Source organism: Micromonospora sp. NPDC050417, from assembly GCF_044458865.1.
Taxonomy (GTDB): Bacteria; Actinomycetota; Actinomycetes; order Mycobacteriales; family Micromonosporaceae; genus Micromonospora_G.
Genome location: NZ_JBITIH010000019.1, coordinates 146,653 through 162,970 on the forward strand (window position 1 = coordinate 146,653; position 16,318 = coordinate 162,970).

Annotated in this window: 14 protein-coding genes and 1 pseudogene; 6 read left to right on the forward strand and 9 right to left on the reverse strand. The window is 70.8% G+C overall.

The features are described from left to right. Positions 1-12: 12 nt before the first annotated feature. The 3 genes from ACIBF5_RS23995 (at position 13) to ACIBF5_RS24005 (ending at position 4,288) form a co-directional block, all read left to right on the forward strand. On the forward strand, positions 13-855 hold the full coding sequence (locus tag ACIBF5_RS23995; protein WP_396815102.1) for a TrmH family RNA methyltransferase: 843 nt from the start codon (positions 13-15) through the stop codon (positions 853-855). 146 nt (positions 856-1,001) lie between these two features. After that, complete coding sequence (locus ACIBF5_RS24000) at positions 1,002-2,894, forward strand: LamG-like jellyroll fold domain-containing protein (RefSeq protein WP_396815103.1); 1,893 nt, start codon at positions 1,002-1,004, stop codon at positions 2,892-2,894. A 185-nt stretch (positions 2,895-3,079) separates the two neighbouring features. Beyond that, a complete protein-coding gene (locus ACIBF5_RS24005; RefSeq protein ID WP_396815104.1) occupies positions 3,080-4,288 on the forward strand; it encodes a low temperature requirement protein A in 1,209 nt (402 codons plus the stop codon). Positions 4,289-4,399: 111 nt separating this feature from the next. Here ACIBF5_RS24005 and ACIBF5_RS24010 read toward each other — a convergent pair whose 3' ends face one another. The 7 genes from ACIBF5_RS24010 to pgsA form a co-directional block, all read right to left on the reverse strand. Then, the gene (locus ACIBF5_RS24010) at positions 4,400-5,149 is read right to left on the reverse strand and encodes a YebC/PmpR family DNA-binding transcriptional regulator (RefSeq protein WP_396815105.1); all 750 of its coding nucleotides are present in this window, start codon (positions 5,147-5,149) and stop codon (positions 4,400-4,402) included. 235 nt (positions 5,150-5,384) lie between these two features. Then, positions 5,385-5,987: a pyridoxal 5'-phosphate synthase glutaminase subunit PdxT gene (gene pdxT, locus ACIBF5_RS24015; RefSeq protein ID WP_396815106.1), complete on the reverse strand. Its 603-nt coding sequence runs from the start codon at positions 5,985-5,987 to the stop codon at positions 5,385-5,387. Positions 5,988-6,012: 25 nt separating this feature from the next. Then, entirely contained in the window at positions 6,013-6,930 is a 918-nt protein-coding gene (gene pdxS / locus ACIBF5_RS24020) for a pyridoxal 5'-phosphate synthase lyase subunit PdxS (RefSeq protein ID WP_396815107.1), read from the reverse strand. Positions 6,931-7,050: 120 nt separating this feature from the next. Beyond that, positions 7,051-7,611 (reverse strand): hypothetical protein, encoded by a 561-nt coding sequence (locus ACIBF5_RS24025; protein WP_396815108.1) that lies wholly within the window; start codon positions 7,609-7,611, stop codon positions 7,051-7,053. 81 nt (positions 7,612-7,692) lie between these two features. Continuing rightward, entirely contained in the window at positions 7,693-8,853 is a 1,161-nt protein-coding gene (locus ACIBF5_RS24030) for a glycosyltransferase family 4 protein (protein WP_396815109.1), read from the reverse strand. A gap of 13 nt (positions 8,854-8,866) precedes the next feature. Beyond that, positions 8,867-9,799, reverse strand: a complete 933-nt coding sequence (locus tag ACIBF5_RS24035) for a phosphatidylinositol mannoside acyltransferase (RefSeq protein ID WP_396815110.1) — start codon at positions 9,797-9,799, stop codon at positions 8,867-8,869. 79 nt (positions 9,800-9,878) lie between these two features. Further along, on the reverse strand, positions 9,879-10,508 hold the full coding sequence (pgsA, locus tag ACIBF5_RS24040) for a phosphatidylinositol phosphate synthase (protein ID WP_396815111.1): 630 nt from the start codon (positions 10,506-10,508) through the stop codon (positions 9,879-9,881). A 295-nt stretch (positions 10,509-10,803) separates the two neighbouring features. Between pgsA and ACIBF5_RS24045 the strand changes: the two are divergent. After that, positions 10,804-12,057 (forward strand): annotated as a pseudogene (locus ACIBF5_RS24045) (GTP-binding protein); the annotation flags it as partial. A 66-nt stretch (positions 12,058-12,123) separates the two neighbouring features. Here the strand turns inward: ACIBF5_RS24045 and ACIBF5_RS24050 are convergent. Beyond that, on the reverse strand, positions 12,124-13,134 hold the full coding sequence (locus tag ACIBF5_RS24050) for an aldo/keto reductase (protein ID WP_396815112.1): 1,011 nt from the start codon (positions 13,132-13,134) through the stop codon (positions 12,124-12,126). A gap of 132 nt (positions 13,135-13,266) precedes the next feature. On the opposite strand from ACIBF5_RS24050, the gene ACIBF5_RS24055 reads away from it, so the two are divergent. After that, entirely contained in the window at positions 13,267-14,811 is a 1,545-nt protein-coding gene (locus ACIBF5_RS24055; RefSeq protein ID WP_396815113.1) for an MFS transporter, read from the forward strand. Between the two features lie 8 nt (positions 14,812-14,819). Beyond that, on the forward strand, positions 14,820-15,557 hold the full coding sequence (locus ACIBF5_RS24060; protein WP_396815114.1) for a TetR/AcrR family transcriptional regulator: 738 nt from the start codon (positions 14,820-14,822) through the stop codon (positions 15,555-15,557). 43 nt (positions 15,558-15,600) lie between these two features. On the opposite strand, the gene ACIBF5_RS24065 is transcribed toward ACIBF5_RS24060, so the two are convergent. Next, positions 15,601-16,164: an HIT family protein gene (locus tag ACIBF5_RS24065; protein WP_396815115.1), complete on the reverse strand. Its 564-nt coding sequence runs from the start codon at positions 16,162-16,164 to the stop codon at positions 15,601-15,603. Positions 16,165-16,318 lie beyond the last annotated feature (154 nt).

Consider the following 16,318-nt stretch of genomic DNA (forward strand, 5'->3'; position numbering starts at 1 on the left):
GCCAGTTCCCACGTGGCGAAGACCTTGAAGATCACCACCCGGAACGCGAGCTTCCAGCAGTGGCAGGCGCTGCTGAGCAACCGCACCAAACGGCAGCGGGCGGGTGAGTTCCTGGTCCAGGGGGTACGACCGATCAGCCTCGCGGTCGAGCACGGCTGGGAGATCCGCGCCCTGCTCCACCCGTACGGGCAGGGGTTGTCGAGGTGGGCACGGGATCTGCTCGACCAGGTCGACAGTGTGCGGGTGGTGATGACTCCCGACCTGATGGCCGAGCTCGGCGGCAAGGACGAGGAGTCGCCGGAGCTGCTCGCCGTGGTGGGGTTGCCGGAGGACCGGCTCGATCGCCTACCCACCGGCCCGGACAGCCTCGTGCTGGTCTTCGACCGGCCGACCACGCCGGGCAACATCGGCACGCTGGTCCGCTCCGCGGACGCGTTCGGCGCCACCGGTGTGGTCATCACCGGTCACGCCGCCGACCCGTACGACCCGAAGGCGGTCAGGGCGAGCACGGGTTCGCTCTTCGCCGTCCCGGTCGTACGCGCGGCCAGCCATCGGGAGGTCGTCGACTGGGTCACCGAGCTGCGCGGGCACGGCCTGCCGATGGAGATCGTCGGTACCGACGAGGACGGTGACGTGGACGTGGCCGACTACGACCTGACCGGGCCGAGACTGGTCCTGGTCGGAAACGAGACGCACGGGCTCAGCACCGGCTGGCGGGAGGTGAGCGACCGGACCGTCCGGATCCCGATCACCGGTGCGGCCAGTTCCCTCAACGCGGCGACCGCCGGCACCGTCGTGCTCTACGAGGCGGCCCGCCAACGGGCACGGGGGTCCGACCGGTCACCGGTCAGGTAACGGGCCGGGCAGCAGTCGATCGGGGCGAGGCGCCCGTGGGCATTTCACCCGGCGTTCCGCTGGCGTTGCCCGCGCTGGTGATCATCGTTCGAGGCGGTCGCTCCTAATGTTGCCGGTCCCCTTCCGGCAGATCAGGAGCCCTGAGCATGCAACAACCCGTCGACAACTCCCCTTCGCCCGTACCGGGTGCCGCGAGCCGCCGCACCTTCCTGCGCGGTGCCGGCCTGGTCGGGGCGGGCGCGGCAGCAGCCGGCGTACTCGGCGCCGGCGCGCACCCCGCCCTCGCCGCCGAGACGACCGCCGCCGGCAACGGCAACGGCGACCCGGAGAGCCCTCGCTTCACCATCGCCGTCATCCCGGACACGCAGTACCTCTTCGACGGCGACCGGGGCGACTCGGCCCCGCTCACCGCGTCGCTGCGCTACATCGTGGACCAGCGCGCGGAACAGAACATCGTCTTCGCCGCGCACCTCGGCGACGTGGTGGAGAACGCCGCCGCCGCCGAACTGGCCGCCGCTGGCAAGGTCTTCGACATCTTCGACAAGCGCAAGATGCCGTACAGCGTGCTCGCCGGGAACCACGACATCGACTCGCGTACGGACGACCAGCGCGGGCCGAGCGCGTACCTCGACGTCTTCCCGCCGTCCCGGTTCGCGCCGCTGTCGACCTTCGGTGGAGCCACACCGGACGGTTACAACACCTACCACCTGGTACGCGCCGCCGGCCAGGAGTGGCTGATCTTCGCGTTGGACTGGCGCGCCTCGGCCGGCACCATCGCCTGGGCGAAGCAGGTCCTGGCCGCGCACCCGCGTACCCCGGCGATCCTGACCACCCACGAGGTCGCGTCGGCCGACGCGGCCGGCAAGGCCACGCTCTCCTCCTACGGGCAGTCGCTCTGGAACAACCTGATCAAGGACAGCGACCAGATCTTCCTGACCCTGAACGGGCACTACTGGCCGCCGGGGCGGACCGTGCTCACCAACGCCGCCGGCCACGACGTGCACGTGCACGTCACCGACTACCAGGACCGCTACTACGGCGGCAGCGCCATGATCCGGCTGTACCACTTCGACCTGGCCCGCAACACCATCGACGTGGAGACGTTGTCGCCGTGGATCCTCGGCAAGGTCGCCGAGCGGCGCAACCCGCTGGAGCAGGCGGAGATCGAGCGAACCGGTCCGATCGACCGGTTCAGCCTTGAGATCGACTTCCCGGCCCGCTTCGCCGGCTTCGCCCCGGTGCCGCCGCCGGCCCCGCGCCCGGTCAAGGAACTGCTGGTGAAGGGGACCATCGGCTACTGGCGGTTCGACCAGTCGGCGACCGACGGGGCCACCGTCCCGGACGGCTACCAGGTCAACGACCTGTCGGGCAACGGCAACCACCTGACCCGGGTCACCCTCGCCGGCAGCGACGCCACCGCCCTGCGCTGGTCCGCCGAACACCACCCGGCCCAGCCGACCCGCGCCAGCCTGCGGTTCAACGGCGGCAAGAAGCCGGCCCGGGGCGCCTACCTGCGTACGGTCGACACCGCGCCGATCAACGACCTGACCCTCACCGGCGGCTACACCATCGAGGCGTTCGTCAAGCTGCCCGAGGACGTACGCGCCAGCAACCACGCCTGGATGAGCGTGGTCAGCCGGTTCGGCGCCGGACGTGACGGCGGCAAAACCGGTGGTGACCCGTCGGAACCGCTGGCGACGCTCTCGCTGTCGGACGGCATGGCGTTGCAGTGGGCGGTCTTCCCGACCAACCAGAACGACATCTCCAGCAACTGGGGCCACGAGATGCGGGCCGGTGAGTGGTTCCACGTCGCGGTGGTGAACGACGGGCAGCACACCACGCTCTACGTCGACGGGGCGCCGCTGCTGCGCAACCCGAGCACCCCGGCGGTCGGCCTGGCCACCTCCGGCGAGTCGTGGTTCTTCGGCGCGTACCACTACGACCGCCTGATCGAGCAGGGCTTCTACGGCTGGATCGGCGACGTACGGATCGTCGACCACGCGCTGCCGGTGGCCCGCTTCATGAACGCCACCGCCTGACCTCGGGGTAAGGAAGGGCCCCCTGTTATCGCTTTTGGTAGAGGAAGGGGCCCTTCCTAACCCGCGTCGGGTAGACGGCATGGGGCCGACACCGGCAGGGGCCCGGCGCCGCCACCGGTGGCGGCGCCGGGCTCAGCCGGCCCGAACTGGGTATCCCCTGGTCGCAGCCTCGGTACGCTGTGCCGGTGGCGCGCCAGCCGGCGGAGAAGTGGGTGACCTGGGAGGAGCTTTTCTTCGACCTGGCGTTCGTCTTCGCGCTCACCCAGTTCTCCCACCTGCTGCATGAGGAACACACGTGGGCCGGGCTCGGCAAGGTCCTGATCCTCTTCGTCATCGTCTACTGGCTCTGGGGCGGGGTCGTCCTCTACACCGACCAGCAGAACGTCGGCGTGGCACCGGGCCGGGTGGTGATCCTCTCGCTCGGCTTCGACAGCCTGGTGCTCTCCATGACCATCCCCGAGGCGTACGGCGAACGGGGTCTCTCCTTCGTCTGCGCCGCCCTGTCCGGCCGGATCCTGCTCGGCCTCGTGACGCTGCGAAAGCGCCCGCTCTGGCGCTCCTTCGTCCTCGGTCCGCACGGGGTGGTCCTGGCGATCGCGCCGCTGCTGGTGACCGGTGCCCTGCTGGACGGCACGCCCCGGATCGTGCTCTGGGCGGTCGCCGCCGCCATCGACGTGTTCAGTCCCTGGTTGGCCCGGGGAACGGTGCGGAAGGTCCGGGTGCAGCCCCGGCACTACACCCACCGCTACGGACTGCTGATCATGCTGGTGATCGGCGAGTCCGTGATCCGGCTCGGTGCCACGGCCGTCCAGGAACCGCTGACGAACATCCGGCTGATCAGCCTGGCCGCCGCGTACGGCTTGGTTTGTGCCCTCTGGTGGGTGTACTTCGGCTACGGCGTACGGACCTTCCGGTGGGCGCTGGAGCACGCCGAGGACCAGTCGAGCGTGCGACGCGCGGTGCTGGTCTACGGGCACGTGCCGTTCAGCCTGGGGATCATCGCGGTCGCCGACGGTCTGGGCGACGTGGTGGCGTCGCCGCTCGACTCGTTGGAGATCGGCGTGGCGGGCTTCCTCTTCGCGGGCAGCGCCCTCTTCCTGGTCACCTGCGTCTACACCGACTGGCGGATCTACCGGAAAATCGTCTGGCAGCGGCTCGGCGCGAGCGCGCTCTGCCTGGCCCTGCTGCCGCTGACCCCGGTGCTGCCGGCCCTGGTCGCACTCGCGCTGCTGGCGGGGGTGGTGGCCGGGCTCGGTGTCCTGGAGGAGAGAATTCGCCACCACCGGGCGGGTGGCTCGGAGAACGACCCGCAAGAACCCGGTCCCACCACGGGCGCCACCGTGGACCGGGACGACGACCTGGACCTGGACCAGGGCCCGGTGCAGGCTGAGTGACCAGCCAGGATGGGGGCACGCGGCCCGGCGGCACCGCAAGGGACGTTCGGAAGCACCGGGCCCGGGTCGCCAGGCCGAACCACGCGGGCTCGACCTGGCGACGGTACGGAACTAGTCGACGGCCGCCATGACCTCGTCGGAGATGTCGAAGTTGCCGTAGACGTTCTGCACGTCGTCGGAGTCCTCCAGCGCGTCGATCAGCTTGAAGATCTTCCGCGCGCCCTCCTCGTCCAGCGGCACGGTGACGCTCGGGACCAGCGAGGACTCGGCCGACTCGTACTCCATGCCGGCTTCCTGGAGGGCGGTACGGACCGGAATCAGGTCGGTCGGCTCGCTGATCACCTCGAATGCCTCGCCGAGGTCGTTGACTTCCTCGGCACCGGCGTCGAGGACGGCGAGCAGCACGTCGTCCTCACTGAGCCCCGCCTTCGGCACGATCACCACGCCCTTGCGGGTGAACATGTACGACACCGAGCCGGCGTCCGCGAGCGACCCGCCGTTGCGGGTGAGCGCGGTACGCACCTCGGTCGCGGCCCGGTTGCGGTTGTCGGTGAGGCACTCGATCAGGAGTGCGACGCCGTTGGGGCCGTAGCCCTCGTACATCACCGTCTGCCAGTCGGCGCCGCCGGCCTCCAGGCCGGAGCCGCGCTTGACCGCACGGTCGATGTTGTCGTTCGGGACCGAGCTCTTCTTCGCCTTCTGGATGGCGTCGTAGAGGGTGGGGTTGCCGGTCGGGTCACCGCCACCGGTTCGCGCCGCCACCTCGACGTTCTTGATCAGCTTGGCGAACATCTTGCCGCGCTTGGCGTCGATGACCGCCTTCTTGTGCTTGGTCGTCGCCCACTTAGAGTGGCCGGACATCTGTTACCTCCGTCGCTAACCCACGCGTCAACAGTCGACTGCCCGCTCATCTTCCCGGCGATGTCGCCGGTGTCGCGACAATCAGACCGGGTGAAGATCCGCTGTCGGCTCTGGGCGGAAGGCGAAATGAGCAGACTGCCCGGCCGAACCCGGCAATCCTACCGGCGCGACCCCTCGGGCCGTCACACCCCGTCAGGCCACGGCGTTCCGCCCCCACCGCAACCGGCGACCCGGATCAGGCGGGGGCGTCCCGGACCATGTCGACGAAGTACTGGTGCACCCGCAGGTCACCGGTGAGTTCCGGGTGGAAGGCGGTAGCGAGCAGGTTGCCCTGCCGTACCGCCACGATCCGGTCTGCGGCCGGCCCCTCGGTCACCCGCCCCAGCACCTGCACCCCGTCGCCGACCCGCTCCACCCACGGAGCGCGGATGAAGACCGCGTCGAAGCGGGGGCCGGGCACACCGACGATCTCCACCGGCGCCTCGAACGAGTCGACCTGGCGGCCGAACGCGTTGCGCCGGACGGTCATCTCGATGCCGTCGAACCCCCGCTGGTCGGGGCGACCGTCGAGGACCTCGGTGGCCAGCATGATCATCCCGGCGCAGGAGCCGTAGACCGGCATCCCGTCGACGATGCGCTTGCGGATCGGCTCGTACAGCTCGAACTCGCCGACCAGCTTGCTCATCGTGGTGGACTCGCCACCCGGGATGACCAGGGCGTCGACGTCGTCCAGCTCGCCCGGCCGACGGATCGGCCGGGCCAGGGCGTCGGTGCTGGCCAGGGCGAGCAGGTGCTCGCGTACGTCACCCTGCAGCGCGAGTACGCCGATCGTGGTCATCGTGCGCTCCGGTCGTCGACCGTGTTCACCAGCCACGCTCGGCGAGACGGTGCGGCACCGGGATGTCGTCGACGTTGATCCCGACCATCGCCTCGCCGAGTCCGCGCGAGACCTTGGCCAGCACGTCCGGGTCGTCGTGGAAGGTCGTCGCCTTGACGATCGCCGCGGCCCGCTGTTCCGGGTTGCCGGACTTGAAGATGCCCGAGCCGACGAAGACACCCTCGGCGCCGAGCTGCATCATCATCGCGGCGTCGGCCGGGGTCGCGATGCCGCCGGCGGTGAAGAGTACGACCGGCAGCTTGCCCGTCTCGGCGACCTCGCGGACCAGCTCGTACGGGGCCTGGAGTTCCTTCGCGGCGACGTACAGCTCGTCCTCCGGCAGGGAGCTGAGCCGACGGATCTCGCCCCGGATCTTGCGCATGTGGGTGGTCGCGTTGGAGACGTCCCCGGTGCCCGCCTCGCCCTTGGAGCGGATCATCGCCGCCCCCTCGGTGATCCGACGCAGCGCCTCACCGAGGTTCGTCGCACCGCAGACGAAGGGCACGGTGAAGGCCCACTTGTCGATGTGGTTGGCGTAGTCGGCCGGGGTCAGCACCTCGGACTCGTCGACGTAGTCGACACCGAGCGCCTGGAGCACCTGGGCCTCGACGAAGTGGCCGATCCGCGCCTTCGCCATGACCGGGATCGAGACCGCGTCGATGATGCTGTCGATCATGTCCGGGTCACTCATCCGGGAGACGCCGCCCTGGGCCCGAATGTCGGCCGGCACCCGCTCCAGCGCCATCACCGCGACCGCGCCGGCGTCCTCGGCGATCTTCGCCTGCTCGGCGGTGACCACGTCCATGATCACGCCGCCCTTGAGCATCTCGGCCATCCCGCGCTTGACTCGGGCACTGCCGACGACGGGGGTGGCGGATTCGGGCTGCACGACGGAATCGGACACGGCGTAGTCACTCCTCGGGGGGTGGATTTCACGGAACCGAGACCGATGTTACGCGCGGTGCGGAGCCCTTCCGACAGCCAATCAACCCTGCTGTGGCCTGCCCTGTGGTCAGCCTCACGCCTACGGGGCGCCGGACAACCCCTCGTTCCCGTAGAGCGTGGTGATCTTCGGCGTTGCCGGCGGCTCCGGAGACTCCGGCTGCGGGTGCAGGGTGGGGTCGTCCACGTCGAAGTAGGTGGGCCGCTCGTGCTTACGGGCCATCCGGAGCAGTCGTACGACCGGGCGGCGACGGGCGGTCAACGCGTCGCGTACGAGATCGGTGTGCACCTGGCGGGCCAGGCCGAGCCGGCGGCTGGCCGCGACCACGGCCTCGACGGCCGGGTCGTCCCCGGTCAACGGGATGGCACGTAGCTGGCGGGTGAGGTCGTTCTCGGCCGCCTCCCGTTCCTGCGGTCCGGCGTCGAGGGCGATCCGCGCGGCGGCGTAGAGCTCCACCGAGTAGTTCTCCTCGGCCAGCACCGCTGCGGCGGCGGCCCGGCGGAGCAGGTGCGCGTCGAGCGACCGGGCGGCGGCGGCCACCCTCAGGTGCAGCCGGTCGACCCGGCCGGCCGTCCAGGACAGGTAGATCGTGACCAGGGCGATCACGACGACTCCACCCACCACCCACCACATGTGCGGCATCGTCGTGCGGCTCCTCATCCCGTCCGGCCGGGGCGAACTGGTGCCGCCGGCATCTCCTGCGAGCCAATCGCGGGAGGCGGGTCAGCGTGGGCCGACCCACTCCTGGTCGATCACGCGGCCATCGGTGGCCTCGATCGCGGCTGCGTATACCTCCAGAACCCGACGGGCAACCGTCGGCCAGTCGAAGGTCGCCGCGACCTCCCGGGCGCAGGCGGACAGGGCCACCCGACGGTCCGGGTCGTCGAGCAGTTCGACGAGCGTACGACGGAGCGCGCCGGCGTCCCCGGTGGGGAAGAGTTGACCTGCCCGGCCGCCGTCGAGTACCCGGCGGAACGCGTCGAGGTCGCTGGCGACGATCGCCGCCCCGGCGGCCATCGCCTCGGTGAGGATCATCCCGAAGGACTCCCCGCCGAGGTTCGGTGCGACGTAGACGTGCACGCTGCGCAGCATGCGTGCTTTGTCGGCTTCGGAGACCAGGCCGAGAAACGTGATCCGCTCCCGCAACTCGGGCGGCAAACCCTCGAACAACTCCTCCGGCTCCCCCGGCCCCGCGACCAGCAGCCGCAGGCCCGGACGCTCGGCGGCGAGCGACACGAACGCCTCCCGGAGCACCGCGAACCCCTTGCGCGGCTCGGTGAACCGGCCCAGGAAGCCGATGGTGCCACCGGTGCCCCGCGCGATCTCCCCCGGCCAGCCCGGCAGTGGTTCGGCGTCGGCGAACTTCACCACCGCCACCCCGTTCGGGATCTCCACCGCGCCGCCGTCGAGGTGTTCCACCTGCACCTTGCGCGCCAACGCGCTGACCGCGATCCGGGCGGTGATCCGCTCCAGCACGATCTGGAGCATGCCCTGCGCGGCGGCGAGCGCCCGGGACCTGGTCATCGCGGTGTGGAAGGTCGCGACCACCGGCCCGCGCGCGGAGAGGACGGCGAGCAGGGACAGGCTCAGCACGAACGGCTCGTGCACGTGCAGTACGTCGAAGTCGCCCCGGGCCAGCCAGCGGCGTACCCGGGCGGTGGAGACCGGGCCGAAGGTGATCCGGGCCACCGACCCGTTGTACGGAAACGGCACCGAACGACCGGCCGGCACCACGTACGGCGGCAGCGGGGAGTCCTCGTCCGCCGGCGCCAGCACGCTCACCTCATGTCCGAGACCGATCAGTGCCTCGGCCAGATCCATGATGTGGTTCTGCACCCCGCCCGGCACGTCGAAGGAGTACGGGCACACGATGCCGATCCGCACTGCGCCCTCCCCCTCAGGCCGGCCCGGGGGCGGCCGGGGCCACTGCATCCGTCGCGTTCTGATCCTTCTCGGCCAACCACATCCGCTGCAACATGTGCCAGTCTTCCGGATGCTCGGCGATACCGGTCGCCAGTTGGTCGGCAACCCGCTGGGTGAGCAGCCGGACCCGGTCGGCGAGGGTGCCGCTCGCCGGGTCGGGGACCTCCAGCGGGCCGATCAACTCGGCACAGGCAATGTCCGATTCGTACCACATCGATGCGACGTACAGGGGTGCCCCGGTACGGATCGCGAGCAGCGCGGGACCGCCGGGCATCCGGGTACGAGCACCGAAGAACCGCACCTCGATGCCGCGACGGGTGAGATCCCGGTCTGCCAGCAGTGGCACCACGTGGCCCTTGGCGAGCCGCTCCGCGAGTACGTCGAACGGCGGCTGTTCCCCGCCGGTCAGCGGAATGATCTCCATGCCGAGCCGTTGCCGGAACGCGAGGAAACGGCGGTAGACCGCCTCTGGCTTCAGTCGCTCGGCGACGGTGGTGATCGGCCAACCGTTCGCGGCCACCCACGCCCCGGCCGCGTCCCAGTTGCCACCGTGTGGCAGGGCGATCACCACACCCCGGCCGGCGGCCACCGCCTCGGCCAGCTTCTCCGCGCCGACCAGCCGGAACGTGCTCAGCCGCTGGGCGTGCGAGAGCGACGGCAGCCGGAACATCTCCAACCAGTAGCGGGCGTACGACCGCAGCCCGCGCCGCAGCAGCCGGTCGAAGTCGGCCTCCGACACCTGCGGGCCGACCACTTGGCGCAGGTTGACGGCGAGCCGCTTGACCCCTGGACCACCTCGCCGGTGGGCTCGGTCGGCACCGAGTCGGAACACGGCGGCGGCCACCGACTTCGGCACCGCGCGGGTGATCCGCCAGCCGGCCAGATAGCCCAGCTCGACCAGATTCACCCGACCACGCCGTTCCAGGCCGGTTGGGACGACCCGGTCAGCGGTCGGGGTCGCCCCGTCACCGGCTGGTGGGGCCGGGTCACCGGCTCACGCCCGGCTCGATCCGCTGGGCCTGGCGGTAGACGTGGGTCATCCGCTGCCCGACGGTGAAGACCGAGACCGCGGCGAGCAGCCAGAGCGCGACGGTCAGCGCGTGCGGGACGCCGGCTCCCTGGAGGATGCCGCCGATCCCGACGATGATCAGCCGCTCGGTACGCTCCGCGATACCCACGTTGGCGGTCATACCGAGCCCTTCGGCCCGCGCCTTGACGTAGGAGACGACGCCGCCCGCGACGAGGCAGACCAGCGCGCCCGCAACCCCCCAGCGATCGTTTTCGGTGGCGAGCCAGTAGGCCACCGCCCCGAAGACCGCCCCGTCGGCGACCCGGTCCATGCTGGAGTCGAGGAAGGCGCCGAACTTGGTGGAGCCGCCGGACATTCGCGCCATCGTCCCGTCGAGCAGGTCGGTGAGCGCGAAGAAGGTGACGATGATGGCACCGGTGACCAGTTCACCGCGAGCACCGAAGCCGAGGGCGCCCACCAGCACGCCGACGGTTCCGGTCACGGTGACCGCGTTGGGGGTCACGCCGCGGCGCAGCAGCGCGCGGGCGACCGGTTCGATGACGCGGGCCAAACCCGCTCGGGCTGATACTTGGAAGATCTTCGCCATGGCGGTCTCACGATAACGGTCGCCCGACCGGTCGCGGTACGCCCGGTGTGCTTACTTCGCGCTGTGTGGTTGTGTACCGTCCGGCGCCGGCAGGATCAAGCACGGGAGTGTGACCCAGGTCACGCTACGAAACGGCACCTTCCCGGCACACCACGCGCCAGCCGAGGATATCGCCGCACGGGTGACCGGAGCCGCCTCCCGTCGAACCCGACGGTCACCCACCAGACTTCGACATGCCAGGGCTGGCCAACAGCGTGTCGCGACGATCGACCACCGGCAGAGGGAGGAGCGCCCGATGGCGCAGCACAGTCAGGACGAGGACGGAACCGATCTGGCACCGGTGACGGGCGAGCCCTCCGAGATCCGCAACGTGGTTCTCGTCGGCCACCCCGGAGCCGGCAAGACCGCGCTGGTCGGGGCGCTGTCGGCGGCGACCGGTGCCGGCGGTACCGCCCCCGACCGGGGAGCGGCCCCGCAGCGCTCGGTCGAGCTGACCTGCACCACGCTGCGGTACGACGGGATCAAGCTCAACCTGCTCGACACCCCCGGGTCCGCCGAGTTCGCCGACGAACTGCGCGCCGGGCTGCGCGCCGCAGACGCCGCCCTCTTCGTCGTCTCGGCCGCCGGAGGCATGGACGCGGCGACGGTCGACCTCTGGGAGGAGTGTGCCGCGCTCGGCATGCCCCGGGCCGTCGCCATCTCCCGGCTCGACCACCCCAAGGCCGACTTCGACGAGGCCGTGGCGCTCAGCCAGCGGCTCTTCGACGACAACGTGCTGCCGTTGCACCTGACGATGCTCGGCGACGACGGCGTCTCGGTCGCGGGCCTGCTCGAACTGATCACCCGGCGGGTCCTCGACTACACCGGAGGGCTCCCCGCGGTGGTACGCGAACCCGAACCGGAACACCTGCCGGCCATCGGCGAGGCCCGCGACGAGCTGGTCGAGACCATCCTCGCCGAGAGCGAGGACGACACCCTGATGGACCGGTACCTCGACGGTGAGGAGATCCCGGCCGACGTCCTCATCGACGACCTGGAGACCGCGGTCACCGGCGGGCACTTCTACCCGGTCGTGCCGGTCTGCGCGGAGACCGGGGTCGGCGTCGACGCGCTGCTGGAGGTCCTGACCGGCAGCTTCCCCTCCCCGCTGGAACGCGACCTGCCGGTGATCACGGGGGTGGACGGCTCCCCCCGGCCTCCGCTGCCCTGCGACCCCGACGGCCCGCTGGTCGCCGAGGTGGTCAAGACCACCGTCGACCCGCAGGTGGGCAAGATCTCCCTGGTACGGATCTACTCCGGCACGCTCCGCCCCGACCAGGCCCTGCACGTCAGCGGACCGGCCGAAGGTGGTCAACCGGGCCACGGAACCGAAGCTCACCTCGATCGGCTCCACCTCCCGCTGGGCGAGAGCCTGGGTGCGGGCGAGACCCGGCGCGCGGTTCCGGCCTGCGTCGCGGGCGACATCTGTGTCATCACCGGCGTGGCCGCTGCCGAGGCCGGCGACACCATCTCCGCCTCCGGGGATCCGCTGCTCGTCGAGGCGGGGGAAACCGACGACCAGCCGTGAGTCCACCGGCCGGCGCGTGCCCCGCGCCGGCCGGTCGATCCACCACCGTCAGCGCTGTTCCGGCGCCGTACGCAGGGCGGCCAGCAGGCGCTCCACCTCGGCCAACTGGGCGGACGTGAGCGGCCCGTACGCCAACGCGCCTGCGTTCTCCTCCACCTGGGCCACGGTCCGGCAGCCCGGGATCGGCACCGTACGGCCGCTGCGCGCCCAGAGGTAGCCGAGCGCCCCCTGGGCCAGGGTGCGGCCGTCGACGGTGAGCGCCTCCCGGACCGCTTCGACCCGTGCCAGCCACTCCGGTGCCGGACGACCGTCCCGGAACCAGTCCAGCCACTGCGGGGCGATGCCGCGTACGTCGTCCGCGCCGAGGGTGGTCGTGGCCGTGTACTTGCCGGTCAGCAGCCCCATCCCGAGCGGCCCTCGGTTGATGCTCGCGAGGTTGTGCTTCTCACACACCGCGAGAACCTCGGCCGAGTCCTGGAGCACCGAGAAGGAGTGCTGGATGGCGGCGGTGTGGGTGCCGCCGAGCGCCCACGACTCGGCCCGGTCGGCGAAGTCGGTGCTCCACCCGTACCACCGGACCTTGCCCTCGGCGACCAGGTCGTTCAGGGTGTCGAGCAGCGGCTCGGCGAGGTTGACGTCGAGGTCGTTGAGGTGGAGTTGGTAGAGGTCGATCCGGTCGGTGCCGAGCCGGCGTAGTGATGCCTCGGCCGCCCGCCGGAGGTACGTCGGGGACCAGTCCGGCCCGGTGGCCTGCCGGGTCTGCTCGTTGAAGGTGCTGCCCCACTTGGTGGCGATCACCACCTCGTCACGCCGTCCCGCCAGGGCCCGGCCGAGCACCCGCTCGCTGTGTCCGGCGCCGTAGACGTCGGCGGTGTCGAAGAAGGTCACGCCGAGTTCCAGCGCGCGGTGGATCGCCCGGGTCGACTCGTCGTCGTCCACCTGTCCCCAGCCCAGCGGCTGGTCACCGGCGAACCATGGCCCGCCGATGGCCCAGCATCCCATGCCGAGGGCACTGACTTCGATCCCGCTGCGTCCCCACACCCGTGTGCTCACCGTCATGCCGCCGAGCGTGCCATCTCCCCCGCCGAGGATCCAGATGAAGATCTTGGCACCTCATAACTTAACGCTTGTTAGTTAACGGATGTTAGTCTAGCTTCTAGCCTTACAGCCGTTAACTTAAGGAGCGGGACCGTGACAGCCGTGACCGAAGACAACCTGAGCGGCCATCCGCGCCGCTGGGCGGCGCTGGGCGTACTGAGTCTGACCCTGGTCGCCGTGACGCTGGACAACTCCGTGCTCAACACGGCGCTGCCCTCGCTCGCACGCGACCTGCACGCCAGCACCGCCGACCTGCAATGGATCACCGACGCGTACACCTTGATCTTCGCCTCGGCGTTGATCCTCGCCGGAGCAATCGGAACGCGACTCGGCATGCGGCGTGCCCTGATCGGTGGCCTCGTCGTCTTCGGCGGCGGCTCGGTGGCCGCGGCCCTCTCCGACACACCCACGCAGCTCATCGCCTGGCGCGCCGTGATGGGACTCGGGGCGGCGTTCGTCATGCCCGCGACCCTGGCGATCGTCACCCGGATGTTCCCGCCGCACGAACGGGCGAAGGCGTTCGGCGCCTGGTCGGCCGCCGCCGGGGTCGGCGTACTCGTAGGACCGGTCACCGGCGGCGCCCTGCTGCTGCACTTCTCCTGGAGCAGCACGTTCTGGATCAACGTACCGATCGTGGCGCTCGCCCTCGCCGGAATCCTCGCCGTCGTCCCCCGCATCCCGGCGCAGTCGAGCGGGCGGCTCGACCTCCTCGGCGCGCTGCTCTCGACACTCGCGATCGCGGCACTGGTCGACGCCATCATCGAGGCGCCGCAACGCGGCTGGACCGACACCACCACCCTCGGCGAGACCGGCGCGGCAATCCTGCTCGCCGCCGTGTTCGTCTGGTGGGAACTGCGGGTGCCCCACCCGCTGGTACGCCTGGACCTGTTCGCCAACCGCCGGTTCGGGCTGGCCTCGCTGGCGCTGGCGGTGACCTTCTTCGCGCTCTTCGGCACGCTCTTCGAACTGTCGCAGTACCTGCAACTGGTGCACGGCTACTCGCCCCTGCTGGCCGGGCTCGGGGCGGTACCGTTCGCGGTCGCCATGTCGGTCGCGTCCGCCACGTCGTCGCTGACCACGGCTCGGCTCGGCACCGCCAGAGCGCTCACGATCGGCCTGCTGCTGGTCGCCGCCGGGCTGGGCGCACTCGCCACCGCCACGACAGACACGGCGTTCCCGGTCATCGCCGGCTTCACCGCCATCGTCGGACTGGGCATGGGCATGCTGATGGCGCCGGCCAGCCTGGAGATCAACGGATCGGTGCCGGCGAGGTACGCCTCGATGGCGAGCTCGCTCCAGAGCGTGATCCGTGAGCTGGGAGGGGTGCTCGGAATCGCCGTGGTCGGGGCGATCGTCTCGACCCACTACCGCTCCACCATGGCCGACGCGCCGTCCGTCGCCGGTCACGACCTGCCCTCGGCGCACGCGGTCGCCGCCGCCACACCCCCGCCCGGGGCGGGCGAACTCCTGGCCACGGCCGACCACGCCTTCACCGTCGCGATGGGCCGAGGGCTGCTCGTCGCCGCCGGGGTGGCCCTGGTGGCCGCCATCGCGGTCGGCGTCGGACTCCGGCGCCGCCCGACACCCGAGTCGGTGCCGTCCGACGTCGCCGAGCCCGAAGTGGTCGTCGCGGGATAATAACCGGCATGAGCCCGACGACCGGACGTGTCCGCAACCGCCGCGGCGAGGGCGATCTCCTCCGTAACGAGATCGTCTCCGCCGCGGAGCGGCTCGTCGCGCAGGCGGGCGGCGACGAGACGTTGACGCTGCGGGCCATCGCCCGGGAGGCGGGTATCTCCGCGCCGTCGATCTACGCGCACTTCGACGACCTGGCGGCGGTACGCGACGCGCTGCTGGACGCCGGATTCGACCGGCTGAGCCAATCGATCGACGACTCCATGCGTACGCTCGGCGCCACCACCGACCCGGTGCGGCGGCTGCTGGCGGGCTGTCGCGCGTACGTCGACTTCGCCATGCGCGAGCCGGCCGCCTACCGGCTGCTCTTCAACCGGGGACGCCCCTCGGGCGAGGTTCCGCCGCCGGACCAGGTGCCACCAGCTCCGCTGCCGGACCAGGTGCCACCAGCTCCGCTACCGGCTCAGGCTCCACCGCCCTCGGACCCCAGCTCGCCGGGCCTGGACCAGATCCCGCCGACCGAGCGGCACCACCTCGACGCTTTCCGGATGCTGATCGACGGTGTCAGCAACTGCGTCACCGCCGGCCGCTCGACCAGCACCGATCCGGTCGCCGACGCCACCGCCCTCTGGACCGCGCTACACGGTGCGGTGTCCCTGCGCCAGCACCTGCCGAAGTTCCCGTGGCCGCCGCTGCACGACGCGGCGGACCGGTTCGCCGTCGAACTGGCCCACCTCACCCCCGCCTGACCCGCACCCGGGTCAGACCCAGGCCGCCGGACCTCTGCTCGGGTCAGACCCAGGCGGCGGCGAGCAGGTCGCGGGTGTCGGTGAGAAGCTGCGGCAGAACTTTGGTACGCCCGATCACCGGCATGAAGTTGGCGTCGCCGCCCCAGCGGGGCACCACGTGCTGGTGCAGGTGGGCGGCGATGCCGGCACCGGCGACCCCACCCTGGTTCATCCCGATGTTGAACCCGTGCGCGCTGCTGACCCGCCGGACCACCCGCATCGCGGTCTGCGTCTGCGCGGCCAGTTCGGCGGTCTCCGCCGCGTCGAGTTCGCTGTAGTCGGCCACGTGCCGGTACGGGCAGACCAGCAGGTGCCCCGGGTTGTACGGGTACAGGTTCAGCACCACGTACACCGTCTCGCCCCGGGCCACCACCAGGCTGTCGGCGCCCTGGCGGGAGGGGGCCAGGCAGAACGGACAGCCGGACGGTTTCTCGTACCCCTCGTCCGGCTTGTCCTGCCCGGAGATGTAGGTCATCCGGTGCGGGGTCCAGAGCCGGTCCAACCCGTCCGGTGTCCCGGTCTCGTCGGCTGGAACGTCGGTTTCCGTGTGCTGCGCCGCCCCTGTCACACCGGTGATCCTACGGTCAGCGCAAGCGGGTCCCACCCCCGCCCGCACCCGCCGGAAACGTTAGGAAGGGCCCCTTCCTCTACCGAAAGCGGGCGGATTCCAGGGGTCGTTGCAACACGGTGGTTAGTCGGTGACGGTTAGGAGCTTAGCGAGG

Bases quoted from the DNA above. Each gene is read 5' to 3' on its own strand.
- pgsA (WP_396815111.1), bottom strand. From the start codon at position 10,508: ATGGCGAAGATCTTCCAAGTATCAGCCCGAGCGGGTTTGGCCCGCGTC.
- ACIBF5_RS24025 (WP_396815108.1), bottom strand. From the start codon at position 7,611: ATGCCGCACATGTGGTGGGTGGTGGGTGGAGTCGTCGTGATCGCCCTG.
- ACIBF5_RS24060 (WP_396815114.1), top strand. From the start codon at position 14,820: ATGAGCCCGACGACCGGACGTGTCCGCAACCGCCGCGGCGAGGGCGAT.
- ACIBF5_RS24050 (WP_396815112.1), bottom strand. From the start codon at position 13,134: ATGACGGTGAGCACACGGGTGTGGGGACGCAGCGGGATCGAAGTCAGT.
- ACIBF5_RS24010 (WP_396815105.1), bottom strand. From the start codon at position 5,149: ATGTCCGGCCACTCTAAGTGGGCGACGACCAAGCACAAGAAGGCGGTC.
- ACIBF5_RS24000 (WP_396815103.1), top strand. From the start codon at position 1,002: ATGCAACAACCCGTCGACAACTCCCCTTCGCCCGTACCGGGTGCCGCG.
- pdxT (WP_396815106.1), bottom strand. From the start codon at position 5,987: ATGACCACGATCGGCGTACTCGCGCTGCAGGGTGACGTACGCGAGCAC.